The sequence below is a fragment of the Natronococcus sp. A-GB7 genome (genome assembly GCF_029688865.1).
Classification (GTDB): Archaea; Halobacteriota; Halobacteria; order Halobacteriales; family Natrialbaceae; genus Natronococcus.
Window position 1 is genome coordinate 130,934 of sequence record NZ_JARUKV010000004.1, and the last position, 23,539, is coordinate 154,472.

26 protein-coding genes are annotated in these 23,539 nt (G+C 65.6%); 16 read left to right on the forward strand and 10 right to left on the reverse strand.

Annotated elements, in window-relative coordinates; all coding sequences use genetic code 11:
* Positions 1-15 precede the first annotated feature (15 nt).
* Positions 16-651: a DUF4013 domain-containing protein gene (locus QA609_RS05295; protein WP_278301534.1), complete on the reverse strand. Its 636-nt coding sequence runs from the start codon at positions 649-651 to the stop codon at positions 16-18.
* A 208-nt stretch (positions 652-859) separates the two neighbouring features.
* On the opposite strand from QA609_RS05295, the gene QA609_RS05300 reads away from it, so the two are divergent.
* The 5 genes from QA609_RS05300 to QA609_RS05320 all read left to right on the forward strand — a co-directional run bounded on the left by QA609_RS05300 (position 860) and on the right by QA609_RS05320 (position 6,027).
* Positions 860-2,173 carry an ABC transporter substrate-binding protein gene (locus QA609_RS05300; RefSeq protein ID WP_278301535.1) on the forward strand — a complete coding sequence of 438 codons (1,314 nt, stop codon included), beginning with the start codon at positions 860-862 and terminating at the stop codon, positions 2,171-2,173.
* A 19-nt stretch (positions 2,174-2,192) separates the two neighbouring features.
* Positions 2,193-3,200, forward strand: coding sequence for a sugar ABC transporter permease (locus QA609_RS05305; RefSeq protein WP_278301536.1), 1,008 nt, complete (start codon positions 2,193-2,195; stop codon positions 3,198-3,200).
* 70 nt (positions 3,201-3,270) lie between these two features.
* Complete coding sequence (locus QA609_RS05310) at positions 3,271-4,185, forward strand: carbohydrate ABC transporter permease (RefSeq protein ID WP_278301537.1); 915 nt, start codon at positions 3,271-3,273, stop codon at positions 4,183-4,185.
* A gap of 24 nt (positions 4,186-4,209) precedes the next feature.
* Positions 4,210-5,355, forward strand: a complete 1,146-nt coding sequence (gene ugpC, locus QA609_RS05315) for a sn-glycerol-3-phosphate ABC transporter ATP-binding protein UgpC (RefSeq protein ID WP_278301538.1) — start codon at positions 4,210-4,212, stop codon at positions 5,353-5,355.
* Between the two features lie 75 nt (positions 5,356-5,430).
* Positions 5,431-6,027, forward strand: a complete 597-nt coding sequence (locus QA609_RS05320) for a helix-turn-helix domain-containing protein (RefSeq protein ID WP_278301539.1) — start codon at positions 5,431-5,433, stop codon at positions 6,025-6,027.
* 6 nt (positions 6,028-6,033) lie between these two features.
* Here QA609_RS05320 and QA609_RS05325 read toward each other — a convergent pair whose 3' ends face one another.
* Positions 6,034-7,125 (reverse strand): M24 family metallopeptidase, encoded by a 1,092-nt coding sequence (locus tag QA609_RS05325; RefSeq protein WP_278301540.1) that lies wholly within the window; start codon positions 7,123-7,125, stop codon positions 6,034-6,036.
* Between the two features lie 139 nt (positions 7,126-7,264).
* Here QA609_RS05325 and QA609_RS05330 point away from each other — a divergent pair, with 139 nt between their 5' ends.
* Positions 7,265-8,137: a COX15/CtaA family protein gene (locus QA609_RS05330; RefSeq protein WP_278301541.1), complete on the forward strand. Its 873-nt coding sequence runs from the start codon at positions 7,265-7,267 to the stop codon at positions 8,135-8,137.
* Positions 8,138-8,670: 533 nt separating this feature from the next.
* Here the strand turns inward: QA609_RS05330 and gvpH are convergent.
* On the reverse strand, positions 8,671-9,060 hold the full coding sequence (gene gvpH, locus QA609_RS05335) for a gas vesicle protein GvpH (RefSeq protein WP_343233786.1): 390 nt from the start codon (positions 9,058-9,060) through the stop codon (positions 8,671-8,673).
* A gap of 492 nt (positions 9,061-9,552) precedes the next feature.
* On the opposite strand from gvpH, the gene QA609_RS05340 reads away from it, so the two are divergent.
* Entirely contained in the window at positions 9,553-10,173 is a 621-nt protein-coding gene (locus QA609_RS05340) for a carboxypeptidase regulatory-like domain-containing protein (RefSeq protein WP_278301543.1), read from the forward strand.
* Positions 10,174-10,400: 227 nt separating this feature from the next.
* Here QA609_RS05340 and QA609_RS05345 read toward each other — a convergent pair whose 3' ends face one another.
* On the reverse strand, positions 10,401-10,892 hold the full coding sequence (locus QA609_RS05345; protein WP_278301544.1) for a metal-dependent hydrolase: 492 nt from the start codon (positions 10,890-10,892) through the stop codon (positions 10,401-10,403).
* Positions 10,893-10,998: 106 nt separating this feature from the next.
* Between QA609_RS05345 and QA609_RS05350 the strand changes: the two genes are divergently transcribed.
* Positions 10,999-11,628 (forward strand): uracil-DNA glycosylase family protein, encoded by a 630-nt coding sequence (locus QA609_RS05350; RefSeq protein ID WP_278301545.1) that lies wholly within the window; start codon positions 10,999-11,001, stop codon positions 11,626-11,628.
* Here QA609_RS05350 and QA609_RS05355 read toward each other — a convergent pair whose 3' ends face one another.
* The 3 genes from QA609_RS05355 to QA609_RS05365 all read right to left on the reverse strand — a co-directional run bounded on the left by QA609_RS05355 (position 11,629) and on the right by QA609_RS05365 (position 13,299).
* A complete protein-coding gene (locus QA609_RS05355; RefSeq protein WP_278301546.1) occupies positions 11,629-12,903 on the reverse strand; it encodes a DNA polymerase IV in 1,275 nt (424 codons plus the stop codon).
* A gap of 83 nt (positions 12,904-12,986) precedes the next feature.
* Positions 12,987-13,157: a hypothetical protein gene (locus tag QA609_RS05360; protein WP_278301547.1), complete on the reverse strand. Its 171-nt coding sequence runs from the start codon at positions 13,155-13,157 to the stop codon at positions 12,987-12,989.
* A 1-nt stretch (position 13,158) separates the two neighbouring features.
* Positions 13,159-13,299: a hypothetical protein gene (locus QA609_RS05365; protein WP_278301548.1), complete on the reverse strand. Its 141-nt coding sequence runs from the start codon at positions 13,297-13,299 to the stop codon at positions 13,159-13,161.
* A gap of 226 nt (positions 13,300-13,525) precedes the next feature.
* Between QA609_RS05365 and QA609_RS05370 the strand changes: the two genes are divergently transcribed.
* A complete protein-coding gene (locus QA609_RS05370) occupies positions 13,526-13,912 on the forward strand; it encodes a MaoC/PaaZ C-terminal domain-containing protein (RefSeq protein ID WP_278301549.1) in 387 nt (128 codons plus the stop codon).
* Between the two features lie 90 nt (positions 13,913-14,002).
* Here the strand turns inward: QA609_RS05370 and QA609_RS05375 are convergent, their stop codons facing one another.
* From QA609_RS05375 to QA609_RS05385, 3 genes are all read right to left on the reverse strand, one after another.
* Positions 14,003-14,326 (reverse strand): transcription factor S, encoded by a 324-nt coding sequence (locus tag QA609_RS05375; RefSeq protein WP_005559661.1) that lies wholly within the window; start codon positions 14,324-14,326, stop codon positions 14,003-14,005.
* Positions 14,327-15,018: 692 nt separating this feature from the next.
* Positions 15,019-15,996, reverse strand: a complete 978-nt coding sequence (locus tag QA609_RS05380) for a beta-ribofuranosylaminobenzene 5'-phosphate synthase family protein (RefSeq protein ID WP_278301550.1) — start codon at positions 15,994-15,996, stop codon at positions 15,019-15,021.
* An 82-nt stretch (positions 15,997-16,078) separates the two neighbouring features.
* Positions 16,079-17,074: a phosphate uptake regulator PhoU gene (locus QA609_RS05385; protein WP_278301551.1), complete on the reverse strand. Its 996-nt coding sequence runs from the start codon at positions 17,072-17,074 to the stop codon at positions 16,079-16,081.
* 224 nt (positions 17,075-17,298) lie between these two features.
* Between QA609_RS05385 and QA609_RS05390 the strand changes: the two genes are divergently transcribed.
* The 7 genes from QA609_RS05390 (at position 17,299) to QA609_RS05420 (ending at position 23,401) form a co-directional block, all read left to right on the forward strand.
* Positions 17,299-17,643, forward strand: a complete 345-nt coding sequence (locus QA609_RS05390) for a hypothetical protein (RefSeq protein WP_278301552.1) — start codon at positions 17,299-17,301, stop codon at positions 17,641-17,643.
* Between the two features lie 189 nt (positions 17,644-17,832).
* On the forward strand, positions 17,833-18,858 hold the full coding sequence (locus QA609_RS05395; RefSeq protein ID WP_278301553.1) for a PstS family phosphate ABC transporter substrate-binding protein: 1,026 nt from the start codon (positions 17,833-17,835) through the stop codon (positions 18,856-18,858).
* Positions 18,859-18,888: 30 nt separating this feature from the next.
* Positions 18,889-19,962 carry a phosphate ABC transporter permease subunit PstC gene (pstC, locus tag QA609_RS05400; RefSeq protein ID WP_278301554.1) on the forward strand — a complete coding sequence of 358 codons (1,074 nt, stop codon included), beginning with the start codon at positions 18,889-18,891 and terminating at the stop codon, positions 19,960-19,962.
* On the forward strand, positions 19,959-20,876 hold the full coding sequence (gene pstA, locus QA609_RS05405) for a phosphate ABC transporter permease PstA (protein ID WP_278301555.1): 918 nt from the start codon (positions 19,959-19,961) through the stop codon (positions 20,874-20,876). The genes pstC and pstA overlap by 4 nt, the downstream gene beginning before the upstream one ends.
* Positions 20,869-21,735 (forward strand): phosphate ABC transporter ATP-binding protein PstB, encoded by an 867-nt coding sequence (pstB, locus tag QA609_RS05410; RefSeq protein WP_278301556.1) that lies wholly within the window; start codon positions 20,869-20,871, stop codon positions 21,733-21,735. The genes pstA and pstB overlap by 8 nt, the downstream gene beginning before the upstream one ends.
* 2 nt (positions 21,736-21,737) lie before the next feature.
* The gene (phoU, locus tag QA609_RS05415; RefSeq protein WP_278301557.1) at positions 21,738-22,397 is read left to right on the forward strand and encodes a phosphate signaling complex protein PhoU; all 660 of its coding nucleotides are present in this window, start codon (positions 21,738-21,740) and stop codon (positions 22,395-22,397) included.
* Positions 22,397-23,401 carry a phosphate uptake regulator PhoU gene (locus QA609_RS05420; protein WP_278301558.1) on the forward strand — a complete coding sequence of 335 codons (1,005 nt, stop codon included), beginning with the start codon at positions 22,397-22,399 and terminating at the stop codon, positions 23,399-23,401. The genes phoU and QA609_RS05420 overlap by 1 nt, the downstream gene beginning before the upstream one ends.
* The last annotated feature ends 138 nt before the right edge of the window (positions 23,402-23,539 follow it).

The window sequence follows — 23,539 nt, forward strand, 5'->3', positions numbered from 1 at the left end:
GAGACGACGGGCCGATCACGCCGTCGCGGCGACGTACCCGCGTGCGACCCGTCGCGTCGCGACCAGCGTCGCGTAGGCCCCGATCAGCGAGCCGACGACGACCGCGAGTCCGCCCATCTCGACGAGCGCGCTCGAGAGGGCGACTCCGAGCAGGAAGACGATCGACCCGGAACACCAGCCGACGAAGTAGGCAGCGTTGCCCGCCGCATCTCCGAGACCGCCGAAGCCGGCCCGGAGCGAACCGTCTCGGGCGTAGTTCCCGAGCCCAATCGGGAGCAGGTAGCCGGCGATTGCGAGGGCGAACAGCACGGCCGTCGAGCCGGCGAGGACGACGACGGCGTCGCCGCCCGTCGGCGCTCGCGTCGTCTCGAGCAGCAGCCGGAACGTCACGCCCGCCGCGAGCAGGGGCGCGGCGAGGTAGGCGATTCCGAGCACGGTCGCGCCGACGCCACGAGAGAGGACGCTCCGCTCGAGCGCCGACGGGGGGTCCCGGTCGGGCGCTGCGGCGAACACCGAGACGAGATACCCCGCCAGCGGGACGAGCGCGAGGACGGGGACGGCGATGGCGTGGACGAACACGCAGAGCCAGGCGACGAGCAGCGCCTTCTCGCCGTGCTCGCCGCGAAGCGGGTACCGCAGTGCGTCGTCCATCCACGCTGGTCTCGAGCGCGATCCGGTTTACGTCTTCCGCGACCGATCGGTCACGAATCGAGAACGTTCGAGCGCGGTACGGACCGGTTCGGTTCGACCGACGGATCGCCAGCGGGAGTCGATCTCCTCGGGCGAACGTCGGGAGGTACTCGAGAGCGAATAAAAATACGTATATTTATTATGAGGGCACCGAAATCTGTGAGTGGTTATGGCAAACAACCGCCTAGTCACGCGTCGGCAGTATCTGCTGTCGACCGGTGCAGTCGGGACTGCGGTCCTCGCCGGGTGTGCGGAGGACGAGGATCCCGACGAGATCGACGACGAGGGGAACGGGAACGGAAACGGAAACGGCGACGACGACGGCGACCTCGAGGTCGTCCACTGGTGGACCGCCGGCGGCGAGGAGGAGGCCTTCGAGTCGCTGGTGGACGGCTTCGAATCGGAGACCGAGTACACGGTCGAGTCGAACCCGGCACCGGGTGGGGCCGGTGCGGCCATCGACGCCGAGGTCCAGACGCGAGTCCTCGACGAGGATCCGCCGGGGACGTTCCAGATCTGGCCCGGGGAAGCGCTGCGAACGTACACCGACGCCGACGCCCTCGAACCCGTCGGCGATCTCTGGGAAGACGGCGCCGAAGAGGAGTACCTCGACAGCGTCCTCGAGGTCTCCAGCCCGGAGGGCGACGTCGTCGCCGTACCGATCAACATCCACCGGCTGAACAACGTCTTCTACAACGTCGAGGTCCTCGAGGACGCCGGCGTCGACCCCGAGGGAGTCGACAGCCCGGAGGCGTTCCTCGAGGCGCTCGAGGCGGCCGACGACGCAGGCTACGTCGGGCTCACCCAGCAGACCCAGGAGCCCTGGGGCGTGCTCCAGCTCTGGGAGGTCGTCTTCACCGGTCAGCACGGCGTCGACGCCTTCCAGCAGTTCCTGGACGGCGAGGCGGCCGAACTCGAGGCCGAGATCGAGGAGTCGCTGTCGCTGGTCGAGGAAACCAGCGAGTACTACAACGAGGACGCCGGCACGGTCTCGTGGGACGAGGCCAACGCCGACGTGATCACCGGCGACGCCGCCTTCCACCACAACGGCGACTGGGCGGCCGGCGAGTACCAGGGTGCCGACGACTTCGAGTACGAGGACGACTGGGACTACATGGCGTTCCCCGGTACCGAGGACGTCTACACCATGGTGATGGACTCGTTCGTTATGCCGGCGAACAACCCCTCGCCCGACGCGACCGAGGCGTGGATCGAGTACTGCTCGACCGTCGACGCCCAGGAGCGGTTCAACCCGCCGAAGGGGTCGATCCCGCCCCGAACCGACGTTCCGACCGACGAGTTCCCGCCGTTCCTGCAGGACCAGATGGATGACTTCGAGGGCTCCGACGAGCAGGTGACGTCGATCTCACACGGGAGCGGTCTCGAGCCGGGACAGGCCAGTGAGGTCGAAGAAGCGTTCGCGGTGTTTACCGACAACTGGGATCCCGAGGAGACCACCGAAGATCTGATCGGGATCTTCTGAGGAGCCACGACGATATTTTATGGGATTTGATATACGTCGGCTACTCGATCGTATTCGCCGCGGACGTACCGACGGCTCCGGAGACGGCGAGCGGACGCTCAGAACGGACGGCGGAACGACCTCGAGCCGCGGGAGCAAAGTCTCGCGGCTGCGTCACAGCGACGCTGTGCAGGCGCTTCCGTTCTGGCTGCCGCCAGCGCTTCTGGTCGGGCTGTTCGTCTACGGTGCAGTCAGCTGGAACCTGCTCATCTCGCTGACCGACTGGAGCGGGCTCGTCCAGCCCGACTACACGAGCCTCTCGCTCGAGATGTACAGACAGATGCCGGACGACCCCTCGTTTATCGCGGCGTTTCGGAACACGGTCGTCCTGCTGGTCGCCTTTACGGTCGTCTCGCTGGCGATCGGTCTCGTGCTGGCGATCCTGATCGACCAGAACATCCGCTTCGAGAACACGTTCCGGACGATCTACCTGCTGCCGATGGCGCTGTCGTTCGTCGTCACGGCGATCTTCTGGTCGTGGATGTACAACCCGTCCACGGGGACGATCAACGTCTTTCTCAGCACGATCGGGCTCGATTTCCTGACGATGGACTGGATCGGTAATCCGACGACCAGGCTTGCGGCGATCATCTTCGCGCTGACCTGGCAGTTCAGCGGCTACGCGATGGTCGTCTATCTGGCGGGACTGCGGGCGATCCCCGACGCACACTACGAGGCCGCGAAGGTCGACGGCGCGAGTTCGCTGCGGATGTACCGCCGCGTGATCGTCCCCCAGCTCAGCGCGTCGACGACCTCCGCCGCAGTCGTGTTGATGGTGTTCGCGCTGAAGGCGTTCGACTTCATCTTCGTGATGTTCGGCGACACGCCCGGGCGATCCGCGGACATCCTCGCGGTGATGATGTTCCGGGTCGCGTTCTCCCGAACCGAGTGGGCCTACGGTGCGGCGGTCGCGACCGTCCTCTTCCTGATGGCGCTGTCGGTCGTCGCTCCGTACCTCTACATGCAGTACAAGCGAGGTGATCTCTGATGAGACGATATACGGGACGATCCGTGCGACGGAGTCGAACGACCGAACCCGGTCGCGGGGGTGACCGCCGATGACCGCCGCCGAGCGAACCGAATCGACCTCGAGCGAGGGCCGGATCGCGACGACCCTCGAGACGATCGATAGTCAGCGGGCCGCGCTGTACGCGGTACTGCTGGGGCTGATCGCGTTCTACCTCTCCCCGCTGTGGGGCGGGCTGACGACGGCGTTCAAGACCCAGACGGGGTTCGTCCAGACGACGCCGCTGGCGCCGCCGACTCCCGAGTGGTTCACCCTCGAGCCCTGGGAGCTGGCCTTTGCGACGATGCAGGGCGGGCTCGTCAACAGCCTGCTGTTCGTCGTTCCGGCGACGATCCTGTCGGCGCTGTTTGGCAGCCTCGCGGCCTACGGGCTGACGAAGCTGTCCTGGCGGGGACAGATCGGGATCCTCGTGCTCTTTCTGGCGGGGGTCTTCCTGCCCTACCAGTCGGTGCTGGTGCCGCTACGACAGTTCTGGTCGGCCGTCGACCTCGCGGGGCTGCTCGCGTTCGCGCCGTTTCTCGCGAACCGGGCGGACCTGATCGAGCTGACGGTCACCCACACCGCCTACGGGATCCCGATCTGTACGATCCTGTTCCGATCCTACTACAAGACGCTGGACGACGAGATGATCGAGGCGGCGAAGATCGACGGCGCGAGCGCGTTCGGGATCTACAAGCGGATCGTCCTCCCGCTGTCGATGCCGATGTTCGCCGTGACGCTGATCTACCAGTTCACGCAGGTCTGGAACGATCTGCTGTTCGCGCTGGTGCTCGTCACCTCGCGGTCGAACTACGTCGTGACCCAGTCGCTAAACGAGCTTCAGGGGTCGATGGCTCAGGAGTACAACATCCAGATGGCGGGCGCCTTCATCGCCGCCCTGCCGACGATCCTCATCTACGTCGTCTTCGGACGGCAGTTCGCGAAGGGGATCACCGGTGCATCGTAGACGACCACGACACACACACTACCAATGGCAACTCTCACGCTCGAAAACGTAACGAAGCGCTTCGCCGACGGCGACGACGAGATCGTCGCGGTCGACGACGTATCGATCGAGATCGACGACGGCGAGTTCCTCGTCCTCGTCGGTCCCTCCGGCTGTGGCAAGTCGACGACGCTGCGGATGGTCGCGGGCCTCGAGACGATCTCCGAGGGCGCGATCGCGATCGACGACGAGATCATCAACGACGTGCCGGCCCAGCGACGCGACATCGCGATGGTGTTCCAGAGCTACGCGCTGTACCCCCACATGACCGTCCGGGAGAACATGCGCTTCGGCCTCGAGGAGTCGACCGACCTCGACGCCGAGACGATGGACGGCTCCGTCGAACGAACCGCGGAACTGCTCGAGATCGAGGAGCTGCTCGATCGAAAACCCGGAGAGCTCTCGGGCGGCCAGCAACAGCGGGTCGCGCTCGGACGGGCGATCGTCCGGGATCCCGCCGTGTTCCTGATGGACGAGCCGTTGAGCAACCTCGACGCGAAGCTCCGCGCGGGGATGCGCATGGAGCTCCAGCGGCTGCAAAACGAGCTCGACGTGACGACGGTGTACGTCACTCACGACCAGACCGAGGCGATGACGATGGGCGACCGGATCGCCATCTTGGACGGCGGCCGTCTCCAGCAGGTCGCGACGCCACTGGAGTGTTACCACCGGCCGCGGAACCTGTTCGTCGCCGGCTTCATCGGCGAACCGTCGATGAACTTCTTCGACGCGACCCTCGAGGGCGACGAACTCCTCCTCGAGGGGACGGAGCTGTCGTACCCGCTCTCGGCGTCGATCCGCGAGGAGCTCGAGGGGGAGACCGAGCTCGTCTTGGGCGTTCGCCCGGAGGACGTCGAGATCGCCGCGGAGTCGACCGACGACCACGCGTTCCCGGTTACGGTCGACGTCGTCGAGCCGATGGGTAACGAGAACAACCTGCTGGCGACGTTCGAGGGAAGCGAGCTGTCGGTCAACGCGATCGTCGACGGGATGCGCCACGTCGAGGCCGGCCAGCGCTACGCCGCTCGACTGCCCGAGTCCGCGATCCACCTCTTCGATCGCTCGAGCGGGCGGGCACTGCACAATCGCCGGATCGACGACGAGGAGAAACTGCTCGAAACGCGCGTCTGAACCGACGCACGGTCGGAGACCGAACTCCCACAAAGGTTTAACCATGCAGGTGGCCTCGTCCTCCACGAGAGGGACATGGCTTCAGACGACACCGACGACCGCCCGGACGAGGGGGGCGGGGACGACGAACGACTCGAGGCCGACGGGACGGGCACCGAACGCCCCCCGACCGTCGAGGAGGTCGACCAGCGAATCGTCGACCTGCTCTCGTGGATCCTCGACACGGAAACGCGCGCGAAGATCTACGTTCACCTGTTGGCCAGCCCCGGCAGCACCTCCGAGGAGGTCGCGAAGGGGACCGGGCTCTATCCGAGCACCGTCCGGGAGGCGCTGGCAGAACTCCACGAGGAGGAGCGAGTCAGCCGGGAGAAACGCGAGAGCGAGGGGGCCGGCAACAACCCCTACGAGTACACGGCGATCCAGCCGAGCGAACTGGTCGGCGGCGTCGTCGACCAGGTCCAACACGAGCTCAACACCATCTTTACGCTCGATCGCGTCCTCGATCGACACTCCGATGAGGGGTTCGAGGAGGACCTCGAGCCCGTTACGATCACCGTCGCTGACACCGATGCGATGTCGACTGGCGGCGAAGCCGATTCGATGGCTCTCGAGGACGACGTGGACGTCGACGGGAGCGAAACAGACGACGACGAGCCCGAGCCCGAGCGGTAACGGGCGCTACTCCTCGAGCCCGAGCACCGCCGGTCGCTCGAGTTCGAACGATCGGTCGACGGCCGTCGCAGTGAACGTCGGCCACTCGCCGGTTTCGGTCAGCACCTCGATTTCGGCCTCGGTAACGAGAGCAGTATCCTCGCTTTTCGCGCCCTGTACCGTCGGGTTCCAGGCGTAGGCCATCGGCGACCGGACCGGTGCCTCGTGGTCGGGCGTCGCGATCCACTCGCGGCCGGCGAAGCCGGCGGCCCCGCCCTGGTGGTGGCGCTCCCACTCGCCGTCGTGGCCGACGGCGGCGTACGCCTCGCGGATCGAGTCGAAGACGTCGCCAGCCGTGTCGCCGTTCGTCGCGGCTTCCCGTGTCGCCGCCAGCGCCGTCGCCTCGACGCGGGCCGCGGCCCGGTGGCGCTCTCCGAGCCAGTCCGGCGGATCGAAGGCCACGGCGCGGGTACAGCTGGCGTGCAAGCCGCCCCGTTCGGCCGTCACCGAGACCAGCGCGTAGTCGCCGAGCTCGGCCTCGGTAGGCGTGTAGTGACGGTACTGCTGGGCGCGCTCGCTCCCGCCGGCGAGGGCCACTGGCGACTCGATCCCGCGGGCCGAGAGCCCGACCCGCAGCGCCGAGACGACTTCGCGCTCGGTGTCGCCGGGCTCGAGCTCGCGACAGACCGACTCGAGGACCGTCGCCGTCTCCCGGCCGAGCTCGCGGTAACGCTCGCGGTCGCGCTCGGTCAGGGGCTGTCGAAGTTCGGTCGGGTCGACGCCCTCGAGTCCAGGGACGTCGATATCCGCGGCCGCGCGCTCGTCCTCGGTTCGGTCCGCGATCGCCTCGGCCAGGGAGGTTTCGTACCAGGAGAATCGCTCGATGGCGACGCCCTCGAGGTCGGGCAGCTCCTCGGCCGCGATGCGGTCGGCCTCGATGTTGTTCGCCACCACTCGGAACTCGCCGTCGAAGCCGACGGCCGCGACGCCGGCGTCGCCCTCGCGGTCGACGACGTTGTTTCCCCCGGTGAGCCAGGCGAAGGCGTTCGGTCGGGCGAACCAGATCGAGTCGAGGTCGCGGGCCTCGAGGGTGCGCTCGAGTCGCTCGCGTTTGTCCATGTCGGGCGCTGGTGAGGGCGAGCCTTGAATGCGACGAACCGGTTCGGCTCGAATCGGGCGAACGGCTCGAATCCACCCGGGACCGGGCTCGACTCGGGCAATCTAAATACGGGTGGTCCTAACCCCCGTCAGAACGCCCGTGTCGACTCACAGCCACACCTCCGGTCTCCGATTTCGCTCGTTGATCGCTCGCGTCGGCTTCCCGCACCTGCTCGCGGCGACGCTGACGCTGGTCGCGGCGACGATCCTGCTCGGCGTCGCGGCGAAGGCAACCGGTGCGGGGCTCGCCTGCGAGGCGAACTGGCCCCAGTGCGACGCCGGTCCGTACAACCTCCTGCCCGCGAACCTGCCGAGTTTCTACGAGTGGATCCACCGCTTCGTCGCGATGTTCGCCGGCTTCGCCATCATCGGCTCGGCGGTCGCCGCCTGGCGCTCGCCGTCGATCGACCGACGCGTCACGGCGCTCGTCGTCGCCGGGATGGTCCTGACGCCGATCCAGGTCGTTCTCGGTCGGGAGACGGTCACCCAGTACACGATGGACATCCTCTCGCTTCACTTCTGGACCGCGGTGCTGATCTTCTCGATGTTCGTCGTCGCGACCGCGCTCGTCTGGTCGGCGTCGCTGCGGGGGAGTCACGTCACCGCGGCACTGGGGCTCGGGCTCCTCGCCCTGCCCGCCCACGTCGCGCTCAGCCCGACCGAGCTGAGCCTCGTCTCGAGCTACTCGCCGACGGTCCAGTTGCTCCAGTACGGCGTCGCCCTCGCCCTGCTGGCGTCGGTGATCGTCGCCGTGCTGGTCGCCCGGTGGCGCTTCGATGATTCGGTCCTGCTGGGCCTGCTCTCGGTCTCGGCGGTGCTGGCGCTGGTCGTCACCTACCTCGGCCGTCAGGCCGTGATGACCTACAGCCCGCTGCTGGACGACCTCTACCTCGTCGTCGCGCTCGCGTTGCTCGTCGCCTTTGCCGTCGGGATCTGGCGGAGCCGCTCTGCGATCGGTACTCGAGACGCCTGATCGCTCTCCTCTGCTGCTCAGTTATTGGGAAATGGGTTCAGTATTCGGTCTACTTCGTGAATCTTGATCGGTCGATTCGTTACGTGAGAGGGCGAATGGAACGTTTGGCGTTGAGTCTGCAGCCCTCCCCAACCACCGCCGGGTGGGAATGAAAGGGGCTGGCGTTCTGGGGCGTTCCGACGACGCAAGCACGCGACTGCAAGGAGCGCGCGCAGCGAGTCAGAACGCCCCAGAACGGCAGGGGCTTTCGCGGTAATACCGACGAGTAGGAGTCCTGCTCGTACGAACACAGGGGACCGCCACGCCCTCTCCAACCGATTTCTGCTCACGGGCGCTGCGGGACGGCTCCGCCGTCCCGACAGTCGCGGCGCTACGCGCCGCGCACTGCCCGTTTGCATGGTCCGCGGAACCTGCGGTTCCGCGCTACGCTCGCTGTCGCTCGTTCATCCACTGTCAGAGCGCGCTCTGACAAGCCTTCGTCCACGCTGTTCACGAAGACCTCGCACAGTGTCGTCGACCGTCCTCACCGACGTTCAGCCGGTCGACAGCGCGCGCCACCGCAGATCGAGTGGATAGTCCGACATGATGCGTAGTCCGCCTGTATACCGCTTTAGCGGCGGATAACTCAAGAAGGGGAATTTCTCGGACGGCTCGGTGCCGTCCGATCGTATATACACTTCGAGGATACCGTTCTTGAACCATGCTTTTCGCATTTCAGCCGAAGACCACGGAAGTTCCACCCGTCCAACAGTAGTACCTGTTTTCTTGATGATGAGTTCGTTCGTTCTTGAATCGATTCCAGCTATGAGATCCTCTTTGTTTGCCCCTGGAAGGTCAGCTACGACAACAAACTCGCCGTCGCTAAGGCGAGTATCAATTAAACCGTCTGTAGACTCAGATTTGCGTGCTTGGTTTCGTTCCATACCGTCTATCTGCTGGTTTTGATTTGCCTTCGTTCTCTGAGTAGGTGGGCGTGATCGAGGAGGACCTCTCGAGGAGCGCTTCGCGTCTTCTCCAACCACCTTTTCTAATCCTTCTGACAACGATCGCAATCCTGCTTGAAGTGACCCCTCGATGGCTCTTGCAAGAGAGGGGTTAGTTTGTTGGTGATCGCGTACGGATCCATCTCATTCACTGTCTTCTCTCTCGTTTTCGTCCTTGTTGCTCATGGGGGTTCACCTCTGTATCGCGGTTACTCCGTGTATTGTGTGATGCTCTCTAGCAGAATAAGTCCCCGGCTCGCTATTATAGAAGTGCTCTAATTTTGGTTATTGAGATCTCGAGGAAGGCTACAGGTGTTTTCAGTAAGCTCGGCAACCGTCGACGATGCAACAATAGAGAGATACGATAACTATATACATGGTCCTGCAGGCCCGTGAGTTACCTGTCTTTCGCTAGTACTCTGATAATGGAATATGCCCAAACTAAAACTCAACAGACGGCGGTTCGTAGAAGCGGCAGGTGCGGCTACGATTGTCGGCCTTGCGGGCTGTGCCGACGACGAAGAGGACCCCGAAGATCCGGAAGATGACCCGGACGACGATCCCGTTGACGAGGATGACCCTGCCGATGATGAGGACGATGATCCTATCGATGACGAGGACGATGATCCCGTTGACGACGAGGAGAACGACGTAGAGGAAGATGATGAGGAGGAAGAGGAATATACACTCACAGTCACCGTCGAAGACGAGATGGGCGAGCCTGTCGAGGGCGCGAACGTCACCGTTGAGGACGAGGAAGGGCTACTCGGTGGGATTTGGCCTGATGAGGAAGACGAGGCCGAGACCGATGCCGACGGTGAAGCAGAGGCTACCGTCACCGATGGCGAGTATACGGTCGTCGTTGAACACGATGACTACGACGAGGCCGAAGAGGAAGTCGAGGTTGATGGGATGGACGAAGAAGTCACCGTTACCTTCGACGACGAGGACGACGACGATGAGATGATGGACGACGAAGAAGACGACGATGAGATGATGGACGACGAAGAAGACGACGATGAGATGATGGACGACGAAGAAGACGGCATCTAACTGTCGGTACCGTCCTCTTTCTTCGAAACGCTTGCTGACCAACCACAGTTCAAGATCTCAGCGTCGGTGTCGCTGATTATTTGACGGTGTTGCATACTTCTTCCATATTCGGGAGTATAACCACGGTTATCAGATAGATCGATTGCTATCCTCGTTACCTCTCCGATCTGTACGTAACGCGGTTCGTACCGGATTACCGATAGAGAAACGAGTACGGCCGTTTGCTGCTATCCGGCCGTGACCACGACTCCCGCAGCCGCGGCCGTCGCCGCGACGCCGACGAGAAGCAACGCGTAGTTCGCCACCGGGCTCTTCGCGGGCGTTACGTTCAGCGTGTACCGTCGCCTCGAGAGAGGCCAGAACGGTCTGATCCCCATCGGTGTCAGCGCGTCGGCGAGCAGGTGCGAGCCGATCGAAAGCGCCCCGACGAGGAAGGCGAATCCGACGAACGCGACGTCGACGAGCGGCGACGTGGCCTCGACGAGGACGGCGGTAGCCGCGGCGAGGGCGGCGCCGATCAGCGCCGCGAAGAGCAGCGTGTGGGTCGGGCCGCGGTGTGCGACCAGCGGGAGCCGGTGATCGACGTCGGGCAGCGTCGACAGCGAGACGCAGACGAGGCCGCCGACGATCGCGACGGCCTCGAAGCCGGCGAGCGCGACCGCGGCACCGATCGGCGCGTACGCGAGCAGGGCGGCGCCGTAGTGACCGTACTGGTACATCTCGGGTAACTGGTTCCCGATCGTTGATAAGTTCTCCCCCCGAACGCCTTGAGTCGATCGCGCCCAACCGCGGTCGTTATGGGAGCCGAACCCCTCAGTTCGGGGCGTGCAAAACGTCACCGACAGGACGAGCAACCCGTTCGGCATGCGACCGCCCTTCGACCGGAGCCCTCCCGGTGACCGACCCGCCGTCTTCGGCTACGGCGACGCCAACGCGGACTTCCACCTGATCGGCGACCACCCCGGCGTCCACGGCGGTGCCGACACCGGCGTCCCCTTCAGCGCCCCCGAGGTCGAGCCGCTGCGGGCGGTTCTCCGCGAGGTCGGCTTCGAGAGCGGTCCGCGGGACGAACCCGCCTTCGAGAACCTGTTCGCCAGCTACGTCCACATGTGTACGCTGCCGGCCGGCGACGCCCCGACCAACCGGGAGTACGACGACCTCGAGCGCTACTTCGACGCCGAGTTGCGCGCGATCAACGCCCACATTCTCATGCCCGTCGGCGAACGGGCGACCGACCGCGTCCTCGAGGGGTACACCACCCAGCGCGATCGGATCGACCTCGAAATGGCCGCACTCCACGCCACGGAGATCCGCGGCCGGGGCTTTCTGGTCGTCCCGATCAAGGAGCCCGGCAAGTGGGAGGATACCGAACGGGAAGCGCTCGTCGCGCGCCTCGAGGCGATCCTCGGACGGGATTACCGTCAAACCAAGGGCGTTGCGACGCTCGTGGGGTAGTCAGAAGTCCTCGAGCGAGGACTGACCCTCGTCGTGAGTCGGGTCGTCGTCCCGATCGGCGCCGGTTCCGTCAGTCGGTTCGTCTGCGGTATCGGACGTCCCCGCCCAGCCCTCGAGACTGGTCTGATCGGCCGCGGCGAACTCGAGGTTCGCGACCCTGACACCGACCTTTCTGACCGGTTCGCGCTCGAACTCCGCGAACAGCTCTCGAGCGATCTCCTCGACCAGCTCCGGCTTGTCGATCGGCCCGGGCAGCGAGCGCTCACGGGTGTTGACCTCGAAGGGGGGTTCGACGGCCTTGACGCCGACGGTCCGGTAGAGTGCCCCCTCTCGCCGAGCGCGGTCGGCGACCGCGGCCGCCAGCGTTTCGATCTGTTCGTACTTCGGCGCCGGCTCGCTGACTGGCTCGGCGAACGCCGACTCCCGCGAGAAGCTCTTGGGGTCGCCCTTCGGTTCGACGCGGCGGTCGTCGTCGCCCCGGGCACGGTCGTATAGCTCCCGGCCGCGCTCGCCGAAGCGTTCGACCAGCGGTTCGGGATCCGTCGTCGCGACGTCGCCGGCGGTCTCGAGGCCCATCTCCCGCAGCTCGCGGGCCGTTACGGGGCCGACGCCGTGGAGCAGGTCGACCTCGAGCGGGGCCAGAAACTCGCTGAGCTCGCCCGGTCGGACGACGGTCAGCCCGTCGGGTTTGTCGAAGTCGCTGGCGATCTTCGCGGCGCTCATCGTCGGGGCGGCCCCGACGCTGACGACGATACCGACCTCCCGACGGATGCGATCTTTGACGTGGCGGGCGAAGCCGTCGGCGACCTCCCAGGCGGTCCGGTCGGTGACCTCGAGGTAGGCCTCGTCGATGCTGACCTCGCGGACGACGTCGGCGCAGTCGTGCAGAATCTCCTGGACGTCACTCGCGACTGACTCGTAGTAGTCCAGGTCGACGGGACGGTAGTGGCCGGTGTCGGCGGGCTCGAGGTCGGGATCGTAGTCGTCCGCGTCCGGGCTCAGGGCCGCGCGGCGGGGAAGTCGCTCGAGGGCCGTCGAGATCGCCTGCGCGCTCTCGACGCCGAACTCGCGGGCCTCGTAGCTAGCGGTCGCGACGGCCCCGTTCGTCTCGCCGGGCTCGTACCCCATCCCGACGACGACGGGTTCGCCCCGTAACTCGGGCTCGCGCAGCCGCTCGCAGGCGGCGTAGAAACAATCCGCGTCGACGTGGAGGACGATGGGATCCTCCTCGTCCTCCTCGTCCTCGATGCCGGGAAGTCGCGGCCCGTCTGCCATTCACTCGAGAGTTCGGGCGGACGGTTGTGAACGTTGCGCCCGCAACGAGGGGCCAACGGGACTCGAATCGGTAGCTCGAGCGCTCAGTCGGCCGCCGGTACGGGCGTCTCCGTCGGAACGGACGTCGGCTCCGAGCGGGACAGCGAGACGGCGATGGCGGGCGCCCCGAGCGCGAGGTAGACGACGAACCCGCCGAATCCCCCGAGCCCGCGGATGCCGGCCGCGGCCGAGTCGGACGGCTCGCCGCCCGACATCTCAGATACTCACCTCGGGGTCCGGATCGCCGGTGCGGTCGGAATCGAGGGTCGCCAGCTCCCGGCCGCTCGATCGATCCGACTCGAGCAACAGACCGTGGTGAAATCCGCTCGGAACGCAGTCGAACGATTCGTGATACATGTTCTACCCACATTGGCCTAAAGAGTATAATGATGTCTGTTTACAAACATCCAGTATTAGGGAGTGGCGCACTGCGGGCGTAGCATCTCCAATCGGATAGGGTCTGTATTAGGATCTTTATTCGAATCCGACGAGGAGTGAGTGGACGAGTATCCGCCCTCGAGCGCGGGCTCGAGACGCGGCCGAAAGCTCGAGGGGTTCGCGCGAGAGTGGAAAACGAGACCGCATGCACCGACCGACCGAGGGCGAGAGCCACGCGTTCGAGCGCACGTTCACGACCGAGGAGGTTCGGCAGTTTGCCGAGCTCTCGCGGGACACCCAGCCCCGTCACACCGAACCCGACGAGGAGGGACGGCTGCTGGTCCACGGCCTGCTGACGGCGACGCTGCCGACGAAGATCGGGGGCGACCTCGAGGTGCTGGCCTCCTCGATGACCTTCGAGTTCCGCCGACCGGTGTACACCGGGGAACGGATCGTCTGTACGTGGAGCTACGAGCGCGTCGACGAGCGCGAGGATCGGTACGACCTCGTCGCGGCCGTCGACTGCGAGAACGACGCCGGAGAGACGGTGTTGTCGGCGACCGTCGAGGGGTTGATCTGGAAGGAGCGGTAGTTACCGTCGGGCTCGAGCGGATCGCGGTCGGTGGCTCGAGAGTCGAAATCGATCGACTCGAGAGAGGTGTCCGATCGGCGCAAGGGGTCGTCAGTTGTACCCGCGCCAGCGGTGGCCACACTCCGTACACTTGAAGAATCGGGTCGGCGGTTCGTCGGCCGAGGCGGTCTGCTTGAGGGTGTACCACGCCTCCTGGGTGCCACACTCGTCGCAGACGACGTCGGTCGCTTTAGGCTTGCCCTCGAAGTTCGCGTCCTCGCTGGACTCGATTATTTCGTCGTCGGTCTGGGACTCGGTCGTGACGAACTCGCTTTCGGCCTCGCGGTCGCGCTCGCTCGAGGCGCCGCAGTTCGAACAGACCATGCGGTCGCCGTCGGCTTTCATCATCGAGCCGCAGTCGTCGCAGAACTGCATGTCCGCACGTACGGACGTACAGCGACAAAACTCCCTCGCTCGGACACCGTGACACCCAACTCAGCAGTTAATCGGAGTATGGCTCTCTCGCTCTCGATCCTGACCCTGTCGAGTACCGCTGCCCTGTTACGGCGACCGCTCGCGTAGCGTCCGCCGCTCAGCCCGCTCGTGGACACTCGTTCAGCAGTGGTACGGCGTTTAATTCCTTTAACAAGCCAATGAGGGTGGTAGACAGAACTATCCATCCTCTCGGTCTGCTCTCACGGGATGGCACCTCCCCGTCCGGATGACGACAGCAGTACCGACCCGATTCGTCGGAAATCGATGCTGTTCTGCTGGGAGTGCGACCACGCGAGTCCGATCGAGGAAGAATGGGTGGTCCACGCATGCGGCGACTACGTCCAGTATGCGTGTCCACGCTGTGGCACGGCCCTCACCGAACGTCCACGTTCGGAAACCGTTCCCGCAGTTCGCAGACGGCCGGCAGAACGTGTCGCGGCTTCGTGGGGACACGTGCTCCGATCGTCCGCCGAACTCTGGCGCACGTCGTTTGCTATCGGAACCGGGAGCATCACCCCGAACGCTGACCGCTGTGACTGTCGGTGATGCGGCGGGTAGTCGAACTCTGTCGGTGAGAGGAACCACACGCGCATTCTGAAAAGACTGCGCCCCGTCTACCAGCCGAGATCAACTCACCGTTCCGCCTCGACCCTCGCCCCCGCCGTCGCCGCAGCCGAGAGGACGACCTCGCCGCCGAACCCGCCGTCCTCGAGTGCGTCCTCGGCCGCCGACCTGGCCTCCGGCGCATGGTCGGCGTCAGTCAGCCCGTAGACGACCGGACCCCAGGAGGACTGGCCGACGCCCGTGAGAACGGGACAGTCCTCGAGGGTCGCGACGAGCTCGCCCGCGGGCGGGCGGAAGACCCCGCCCTGGGCGTCGGCGTACCAGGAGCCGTTCTTGCGACCGATCTCGGCAACGGCCTCGCCGAAGGCCTCGAGACGGCCCTCGGCCGCGGCGGGAAGCAGCTTGCGGGTGACCACACCAGCGAGCTCGTCGGCGACCGCGGGGTCGGCTCGCTCGACGACCGCGCGCATGCTGGCGTCCTCGTTCTCGCCGCTGCGTCCAGGGTCGGCGTCGGGAACGACGATCAGAAAGCGCCAGTCCTCGGGCAGGCCGTGGCGGGCGACGACCGGGGGGACCGTCCAGTCGCCCTCCGCGGGCGGGTCGGTCGTGAACCGGCTCGTCGGGTGGCCGGCGTCGACGACGAACCCGCCGTCCTCGAAGGTCGCGACGCCGATTCCGCTGCGTCCGCCCCGGCCCATCGCGGGCGCCAGTTCGCGGACCCGGAGCTCGAGGCCGTGCGCCCGAGCAGTCGCCGCGAGCACGGCGAGTGCGAGCTGAGTGCCGCTTCCGAGGCCGACGTGGCGAGGGAGTCGCTCCTCGAGGACGACGTCGACACCCGGAACCGCCAGGACGTCGACGGCTCGCCGGGCGTACTCCTCGAGGAGCGAGTCCGACGCCGCGACCGTCGAGGCGGGCTCGGCGGTGACGGTTACCCGTGGCTGCTCGAGGCCGACACCGATGCCACCATAGAGGCGTCGCCGGGCGAGCGAGAGGTTCTGAAAGCCGATGTGGAGGCGCGCACCCGCGCTGACGGTCGCCTGTCCCATTGCTGTCCCGCCGTAGGAATCCGTCCGGGAAGGGGGTTTCGACGCTGGCAACGACTGACGGCGGTCACAAGCCGACGGTCGATCAGGGACGGGGCGCGGCCTTCTGCAGGGCCGTCTCCGCGACGTTGCCGCCGTAGTCCGCGCTGCGCGAGAGCGAGTCGAGGACCAGCCCGAGCGACTGGGCCTGGACGGGGTCGAGATCCCGGAGGAGTTCGTCGACGCGGCGGGTGTGTTCGTCGATCTCCGGGACGGCTTCGAGCGCGCGGTGGCCGTACTCGTTGGCCTCGTCGCTCTCCTCGGCGAACAGCGCGTCCATCGACCGCTCGATGATCGCCGCCGCGTCCTCGTGGAGAGCCAACAGCGCCTCGGCGACGGCCTCGGGAATCTCCTCGAGTTTGAGCGCCAGCCGGGCGATCTTGACGGCGTGGTCGCCGACGCGCTCGAGCTGGCGGGCGCTCGAGTGGTAATCGAAACAGTCCTCCCGGGAAACGCCGAGTCCCTCGGCAGCCCCGGGCGAGCGAAGCGTCGCCCGGAAGATCCGCGAGACGACGAGGAAGAGTCGATCGACGTCGTCGTCGCGTTCGATGACGTCCTGGGCGATATCGTCGTCGTTCTCGACCAGCGCCGTGAGGGCGTCGGAGAGCATCGAGGTGGCGATCAGACGCATTCGGGAGACGGCGTTGACGATCGACAGCTCCGCGGAGTCGAGCAGATCCTGGATGACGACACAGCCGCTTTGCTCCTCGACGACCTCGACCCCGATCAGTCCCTGGATCGCGCTGCGGATCGCCCGTCGTTGCTCGGTCGTGATCCGTCCGGCCTCCAGACGGATGACGTCGAAACCGCTGACGTACATCGTGAGGATCGCCCGTTTTAACTGCTCGTCGTCGAGCGAGGCGACCTCGAGGGTTCCCTCCTGATGGTCGACGTCGTTCTGCGGAGTGATCAGGAGCGTGTCGTCCTCGGCGTAGATCTCGACCGTCATCCCGCTGCTGACGTCGTTTGCCGTCGCCCACGTCTTCGGCAGCGAGACGGTGTAGGTCGAGCCCCCGGTCACCTGGATCTTGCGCGTCTCCATATCCGTCGATTCGATCGCCAGTACATAAAGCCTAGCGTATCTATAGAGACGTGTAGAGAATCGGGAAATCGGAGGGGGAACTCGACGGGACGAGAACGGATTCATACGTCCGTGAACGTACTATATCCGTTGACAACGTTTGGTTATCTACTGCTATATAGTCCCATACTTTCGACGAGGGGACGGAGAAGAACTGTTTTGTCGTCGGAGTCGGATTCTCGAGCATGACCGAGCAGTCTTCCGACGGGCCCACGCGCCTGCGGAAGTCGGGTGTCGGTGTCGTTCTCGGTGGCGTCTTGCTCGCCGTCACCGCGGCAGGGCTCCCGGACGTCGGTGCCGCGGCGCTCGTGGCGGTGCTCGGCCTCGGTGGACTGGTGTACGGCGACGACGCCGACGTGGTTCAGGGCTCCGTCGGCGTTCTCGCCGTGGGCGCTATCGGACTCGTCGAGGCGGCTTCCGGAGTCGGACTCGGACTCGAGCCGACCGTGCTCGGGGGAATCGCCGTCGCCTTCGGCGTTCTGGACGTGCTCGCGGGAGTGTTGCTTCGTCGGCTCTCGAGTTCGAGCTAGGTTTCGTAGCCGGGCGAGACGACGATGCCAGTGTCGGACGGGGAGCCATCGGTACGGTCGTCGAAACGGGTCGTTCCTACGTACTGGTACGTACCGGAACGTTCCATCGACGAGACGAATATATACTTACAATATGGAGTATATAGATCTTAGCTCTCTTTTTATACACGGCACCGAAACGACCGATCGATGGCACCCAGCCAGAACCCGAACGGGGGACTGACTCGACGAACCGCGATCACAACTATCGGCGGGATCGGCCTGGCGGGTCTCGCCGGCTGTATGGGCTCGGACGGTGACGGACTGTCGGGCGACGTTGCTGCGTCCGGCTCGAACACCGTCGCACCGATCACGCAGGTCGCAGCCGAGGACTTCGAAGCGGAGTACTCCGGCGTGGCGGTCGCCGTCGAACCGGAGGGGACCGGCGCCGGCTTCCAGGAGTTCTGTCAGGCCAACTCCGACTTCCAGAGCGCGAGTCGGGAGATCACCGACGAGGAGATCGACCTGTGCGGAGAGAACGACGTCGACTACACCCACTACACCGTCGGGCAGGACACCCTCGCGGTGGGCGTCAACGAGGACAACGACTGGTGTGAGGAGATCACGCTCGACGAGCTCGAAGAGATCTGGCAGTTCGAGTCCGACGTCGAGCAGTGGAGCGACGTCCGCGACGACTGGCCCGACGAGGACATCGCGCTCCACGGCCGGGACTCCGCGTCGGGAACGTTCGACTACTTCACCGAGCACATCAACGGCGAGATGGGCAACATCCGCGACGACTACTCCGCGACGAGCCAGACCGACGAGATCTGGGACGCCGTCGCCGACAACGAGTACGCGCTGGGCTGGGGTGGCGTCGGCCACCTCCGCAGTCTGCAAGAACAAGACGGAACCCTCAGAGCCGTCGAGGTCGAAAGTGACACCGACGGCGAGTTCTACCCGCCCGAGGAGGAGTACATCGAGGGCGGAGAGTACTCCCCGCTCGCTCGGCCGCTCTTCTTTTACTTCAACCACGCCTCGCTCGAGGAGGATCCGGACCTGATCGGCTCGTTCGCTCGCTTCTACATCAACAACCAGCACGGGTTCGCCGAGGAGGTCGGCTTCTATCGGGCGACCGACGACGACGTCGTCGAGAACCACGACCAGCTCGACTCCGTCCTCGAGGAGATCGGCGAGGATCCCGACGAGCTGACGGTCGAGCGACAGGATCCCTAGCGCGGCGAACGCGACCTCACAACTGCTACTATGAGCACTGAAAACCAACCTGGACCGGGGATTTCGGGCGACGACAGCCTCGACGCCGACCACGAGGCGAACAGACGGATCCGGCGCGTCTTCTTTTCGTGTGCGCTGGTCACCGTCCTGACGACGATCGCTATCTTCCTGGTCCTGTTCGACAACGCTGCCAGCTACTTCTTCGGCGCTCGGATCAGCGAGCTGATCGCCGGTGCGGACCTCGAGCGGACGGTGACGTTCGGCGAGTTCTTCAGCGGAACGCGGTGGGCGCCCGATCACTCGACGCCCGCCCACGGCGTGCTCCCGATCGTCTGGGGGACCCTCGCGATCACGATCGGCGCCGGACTGGTGTCGATCCCGATCGGCACCGCGACCGCGCTGTTTCTCTCCGAGTACGCCGAGGACGCGACCCGAAACAGACTGAAACCGATCCTCGAGGTGCTCGCCGGGATCCCGACGATCGTCTACGGCTACTTCGCCGTCTCGTTCGTCACGCCCGTCCTCGTGGGCGGGATCGCGTCGAACCTGATCAATCCGGCGGGCGCGTGGCTCGAGTCGATCAGCCACCTCGCGCCGTTCGTTCTCGAGCCCGCGGCCGACTGGATGATGGCCCAGAGCGTCGGCCGCTACAGCATGCTCGCGGGTATCATCGTCGTCGGCACGATGACGATCCCGATGGTCTCCTCGATCAGCGAGGACGCGATGCAAGCCGTGCCGGACGATCTCCGCAACGGCGCGTACGCCCTCGGCGCGACGAAGTACCAGGTCGCGACGCGCATCGTGCTTCCGGCCGCGGTGTCGGGAATCTTCGCGTCGTACATCCTCGCGCTCTCGCGGGCGATCGGGGAGACGATGGCGGTCACCCTCGCCGCCGGCTTCAACGCGAACCTCACCGCCAACCCGTTCGACGAGATCATGACGATGACGGCCTACCTCGTGTCGATGGCTCGCGGGACGAGCGCCGTCGGGACCGTGGAGTATCAGAGCCTGTTCGCCGTCGGCCTCCTGTTGTTCCTCATGACCCTGTCGATGAACCTCATTAACGATCTCTTGAAACGGCGATTCCAGGAGGAGTACAGATGAGCACGAAACGGGAGGAGCTCTTCGCCGACGTCGACCTCAGCCAGGAGAAGCTGCTCAACCGGCTCTTCCACGGCCTGCTCGCCGCGGCGTCGCTGTTCGGGCTCGTCATGCTGGCGCTGTTGCTCCTGGACGTGCTCTGGGAGTCCTCACAGGCGCTGCTCACGTTCGACATCGACATCGGACAGTTCCTCACCGGAACGTCGTCCTCCCGGGCGGAGCAGGCCGGCTTCGGTGCGTCGATACTCGCGTCGATCTGGTTGATGGTGCTGACGGCCGTGCTCGCGTTTTTCATCGCCGTCGGCTGTGCGATCTACCTGGTCGAGTACGCACCCCGGAACCGGGTGACGCGGCTGATCGAGGCGAACCTCGCGAATCTCGCGGGAGTCCCCTCGATCGTCTACGGGCTGCTCGTCCTGGCGCTCATCGTCAACGACGCCGGGCTGGGATCGGTCATCCTCGCCGGGGCGATCGCGCTCGCCTTGCTGATCGTGCCGATCATCATCGTCGCGTCGATCGAGTCGATCCGTGCGGTCCCCAGCAGCGTCCGCGACGGCTCCTACGCGATGGGCGCGACGAAGTGGCAGACCATCCGAAAGGTGGTCCTGCCACAGGCGATGCCGGGAATTCTCACCGGGACGATCCTGGCGCTCGCCCGCGCGATCGGCGAGACGGCACCGCTGATCATGGTCGGGACGCTGCTGCACGCGACGCGATACCCGATGGGGCCGCTTTCGGACTTCAGCGCGATGCCCACCCAGATCTACAACTGGACGTACCAGGCCGACCGAATGTTCAACGGGCTGGCGGCGCTCGGAATCGTGGTTCTGCTCGTCGCCCTGATCGCCCTGTACGTCCTCGCGGGATACCTGCGCAGGCGGTACGAAACCGAGGGAGGGACGATAAGCAATGTCTAGTGACACGCCAGACGGACGAACGGTCGACGAATCGACTGACGACCCGCTGATACAGACGGAGATCGACGCCGAGCCCAGCCCGAGTCGCGACGCCGAGCGCACGGAGACGATCGTGCGGACGAAGGATCTCTCCGTTTACTACGGCGACGACCGGGCGCTCGACGACGTCACGTTCGAGATCCCCGAGAACCGAGTCACCGCGATGATCGGTCCCTCGGGCTGTGGGAAATCGACGTTCCTCCGCTCGATCAACCGGATGAACGACCGCATCGACGCCGCACGCGTCGAGGGCGACCTCTACTTCCACGGGAAGAACGTCTACGACGACGACGTCGACCCGGTTGCCCTGCGCCGGAAGATCGGGCAGGTGTTCCAGGCCCCGAACCCGTTCCCGAAGTCGATCTACGACAACGTCGCCTACGGACTGCGCGTCCAGGGGACGGACGAGGACGTAGACCTCGACGACGCGGTCGAGCGCGCCCTTCGCGGGGCGGCGCTGTGGGATGAGGTAAGCGATCAACTCGACGAATCGGGACTCGACCTCTCGGGCGGCCAGCAACAACGGCTCTGTATCGCCCGCGCCATCGCCACCGATCCCGAAGTGATTCTGATGGACGAACCGACGTCGGCGCTCGACCCCGTCGCCGCCTCGAAGATCGAGGACCTGATCGACGAGCTCGTCGACGAGTACACCGTCATCATCGTCACCCACAACATGCAGCAAGCGGCGCGGATCTCGGATAAGACCGCCGTCTTCCTCACCGGCGGGGAGCTCGTCGAGTTCGACGACACCGCGACGATCTTCGAGGACCCGACCGACCCGCGGGTCGAGGACTACATCACCGGCAAGTTCGGCTAACCATGTCACGAACGGACTACCAGCAACAACTCGAGACGCTTCGTACGGACGTCGTAGAGATGTCTGCCCTCGCCTGTCGGCGACTCCGGCGGGCACTCGAGGCCTACGAGCAACGGGATGCCAGACTCGCCGAGGACGTTATCGAGGGGGACCACGAGCTCAACGAGCTGTACCTCGAGCTCGAGCAACGCTGCATCGAGCTGATCGCGCTTCAACAACCCGTCGCGGGCGACCTGCGCTTCATCGCCTCCTCGTTCAAGATCATCACGGACCTCGAGCGGATCGGCGATCTTGCCGTAAACATCGCCGAGTACGCCGATCGCGGCCAGGGGAGCCGGTATCCGGATATCGATATTACGGCGATCGGCGAGCGGACGGTCGGAATGGTCGAAGACGCCATCGAGGCCTACGCGACCGACGACGCCCCGTCGACGTACGATGTCGCGGCGGCCGACGACGAGGTCGACGCGCGCTGTGAGCGGGCGAGCGAGGTCGTCATCGAGGACCTGCTCGAGACCGAGGTCGGCGACGAGTCGCTGCTCGAGGACGTCTCCCGGATGCTGCTGACGATCCGCGACCTCGAGCGCGTCGGCGACCACGCGGTCAACATCGCCGCGCGAACGCTGTACATGGTCGACAACGACGACGAGCTGATCTACTGATGAGTCAGCACCGTTCGGAGAACGGATCCTGGGAGCCCGTCGAACGAAAGGTTCAGCTGGCGGGCAACTCCACGTTCGTCGTCTCCCTGCCGAAGGAGTGGGCCCTCGCACAGGAGCTCGAGTCGGGGATGTCGATGCATCTCTACCCCCACGAGGACCGCGTCGTCGCCTCGGCCGAGACCATTCCCGACCAGGATCGAAGCGCGACCGTCGACGCCGCGGCGGTCGACGACGAAACCGTGTTGCGACGCGTTCGCTCGGCGTACGTCGTCGGACGCGACCGGATCACGATCGTCGGCGCCGACGGGCTCGGCCAGGAGGCCCGGCGCGCGCTCGATCGGGTCGTCGGTCGGCTCGTCGGCGTCGAGATCGTCGAGGACGCCGGAGAGCGGATCGTCGTCCAGGACCTGCTCGACGTCGACGACGTCTCGCTGCCACAGACGCTCGTTCAGGCGCGCCAGCTCGCCCTCGAGATGCACGCCGACGCCCTCGAGGCGCTGGTGCGGGACGACGAGGAACTCGCCCGCCGGGTGATAGACCGCGACGACGAGGTCGATCGGCTGTTCGCGTTCGTGAGTCGCGGGTTCCACTGCGGCCTCGAGGACGTCCACGAGATCAACCGGCTCGGCACGGATCGGGCCTCGGCGTTTCGGGACTACCGGATCGCCCGCCAGCTCGAGCGCGTCGCCGACCACGCCGAACGGATCGCGACCGTCGCCGTCGCCCAGTCGGGCCCGCCCGCCGACGGGATCGGCGACTCGATCGAGACCGTCGGTGCCGACGCGCGACGCCCCCTCGAGCTGGCGCTCACCGAGGAGGGAGACCGCGCGGACGACGCGATCGAGGACGCCCTCGTGGCGATCGAGGAGCTGGATCGTCGACTCTCCGAGAGCGACGATCCCGACGCCTACCGGTACGGAACGGTCCTCGAGAGCCTGCGGCGAACGGGAGCGATCGCCGGCAACGTCCTCGAGGTGACGAGTGAGTCGAGGATCGGTCCGTAAGTGGGGCGGTCGTCGATCGGGGCGGGAAATCGGACGGCGCCGTTCGATGTCGGCCCGTGATGACTGCTACGCTGTCGTCTCTGCTCTCGGTTGAAGCGCTCGGCTGGCGAGGCTGCAGACACCATTTTCGGTTCGGCG

What these genes read in the sequence shown, in the direction of transcription:
- pstC (WP_278301554.1), top strand. Translation starts at nt 18,889, where the DNA reads ATGAGCACTGAAAACCAACCTGGACCGGGGATTTCGGGCGACGACAGC.
- QA609_RS05370 (WP_278301549.1), top strand. Translation starts at nt 13,526, where the DNA reads ATGCACCGACCGACCGAGGGCGAGAGCCACGCGTTCGAGCGCACGTTC.
- QA609_RS05300 (WP_278301535.1), top strand. Translation starts at nt 860, where the DNA reads ATGGCAAACAACCGCCTAGTCACGCGTCGGCAGTATCTGCTGTCGACC.
- QA609_RS05355 (WP_278301546.1), bottom strand. Translation starts at nt 12,903, where the DNA reads ATGGCAGACGGGCCGCGACTTCCCGGCATCGAGGACGAGGAGGACGAG.
- pstA (WP_278301555.1), top strand. Translation starts at nt 19,959, where the DNA reads ATGAGCACGAAACGGGAGGAGCTCTTCGCCGACGTCGACCTCAGCCAG.
- QA609_RS05305 (WP_278301536.1), top strand. Translation starts at nt 2,193, where the DNA reads ATGGGATTTGATATACGTCGGCTACTCGATCGTATTCGCCGCGGACGT.
- QA609_RS05380 (WP_278301550.1), bottom strand. Translation starts at nt 15,996, where the DNA reads ATGGGACAGGCGACCGTCAGCGCGGGTGCGCGCCTCCACATCGGCTTT.
- QA609_RS05395 (WP_278301553.1), top strand. Translation starts at nt 17,833, where the DNA reads ATGGCACCCAGCCAGAACCCGAACGGGGGACTGACTCGACGAACCGCG.
- QA609_RS05420 (WP_278301558.1), top strand. Translation starts at nt 22,397, where the DNA reads ATGAGTCAGCACCGTTCGGAGAACGGATCCTGGGAGCCCGTCGAACGA.
- phoU (WP_278301557.1), top strand. Translation starts at nt 21,738, where the DNA reads ATGTCACGAACGGACTACCAGCAACAACTCGAGACGCTTCGTACGGAC.
- QA609_RS05310 (WP_278301537.1), top strand. Translation starts at nt 3,271, where the DNA reads ATGACCGCCGCCGAGCGAACCGAATCGACCTCGAGCGAGGGCCGGATC.
- QA609_RS05385 (WP_278301551.1), bottom strand. Translation starts at nt 17,074, where the DNA reads ATGGAGACGCGCAAGATCCAGGTGACCGGGGGCTCGACCTACACCGTC.
- QA609_RS05375 (WP_005559661.1), bottom strand. Translation starts at nt 14,326, where the DNA reads ATGCAGTTCTGCGACGACTGCGGCTCGATGATGAAAGCCGACGGCGAC.
- pstB (WP_278301556.1), top strand. Translation starts at nt 20,869, where the DNA reads ATGTCTAGTGACACGCCAGACGGACGAACGGTCGACGAATCGACTGAC.
- ugpC (WP_278301538.1), top strand. Translation starts at nt 4,210, where the DNA reads ATGGCAACTCTCACGCTCGAAAACGTAACGAAGCGCTTCGCCGACGGC.
- QA609_RS05345 (WP_278301544.1), bottom strand. Translation starts at nt 10,892, where the DNA reads ATGTACCAGTACGGTCACTACGGCGCCGCCCTGCTCGCGTACGCGCCG.
- gvpH (WP_343233786.1), bottom strand. Translation starts at nt 9,060, where the DNA reads ATGGAACGAAACCAAGCACGCAAATCTGAGTCTACAGACGGTTTAATT.
- QA609_RS05340 (WP_278301543.1), top strand. Translation starts at nt 9,553, where the DNA reads ATGCCCAAACTAAAACTCAACAGACGGCGGTTCGTAGAAGCGGCAGGT.
- QA609_RS05295 (WP_278301534.1), bottom strand. Translation starts at nt 651, where the DNA reads ATGGACGACGCACTGCGGTACCCGCTTCGCGGCGAGCACGGCGAGAAG.
- QA609_RS05320 (WP_278301539.1), top strand. Translation starts at nt 5,431, where the DNA reads ATGGCTTCAGACGACACCGACGACCGCCCGGACGAGGGGGGCGGGGAC.
- QA609_RS05390 (WP_278301552.1), top strand. Translation starts at nt 17,299, where the DNA reads ATGACCGAGCAGTCTTCCGACGGGCCCACGCGCCTGCGGAAGTCGGGT.
- QA609_RS05360 (WP_278301547.1), bottom strand. Translation starts at nt 13,157, where the DNA reads ATGTCGGGCGGCGAGCCGTCCGACTCGGCCGCGGCCGGCATCCGCGGG.
- QA609_RS05325 (WP_278301540.1), bottom strand. Translation starts at nt 7,125, where the DNA reads ATGGACAAACGCGAGCGACTCGAGCGCACCCTCGAGGCCCGCGACCTC.
- QA609_RS05365 (WP_278301548.1), bottom strand. Translation starts at nt 13,299, where the DNA reads ATGTATCACGAATCGTTCGACTGCGTTCCGAGCGGATTTCACCACGGT.